The sequence below is a fragment of the Pseudomonas sp. PME37.24/025 genome (assembly GCF_055556615.1).
On record NZ_JBVHNK010000126.1, the window covers coordinates 1 to 278 of the forward strand.

Below are 278 nucleotides of genomic sequence, written 5' to 3' on the forward strand. Positions count from 1 at the left end.
GCCTTATTTCATTCGACGACACAGTGAGCAAAAATGATCTGGACGCTGAGCTCATCCGGCTCATCCGTTTCAACATTGAGACTATGGGCATCTCACCTCACGAGGTGTGCATTCTCGCGCCACAGTGGACGCATCTTGCAAGCATGACACGTCGTTTGGTCGCCAGCATGCCGGAGTACTCATTCGATGGCCCCGGTATGGTTCCCTTTGCACGGGACACAGAGAATTTCTGGTACAGGCTTTCTAAGATTGCACTTACTCAGGCATCGCCGGGAATG

The 278-nt window shown here is 52.5% G+C and carries 1 pseudogene; it reads left to right on the forward strand.

Annotated elements, in window-relative coordinates:
* Positions 1-278 (forward strand): annotated as a pseudogene (locus ACZ3HH_RS29790) (UvrD-helicase domain-containing protein); the annotation flags it as partial.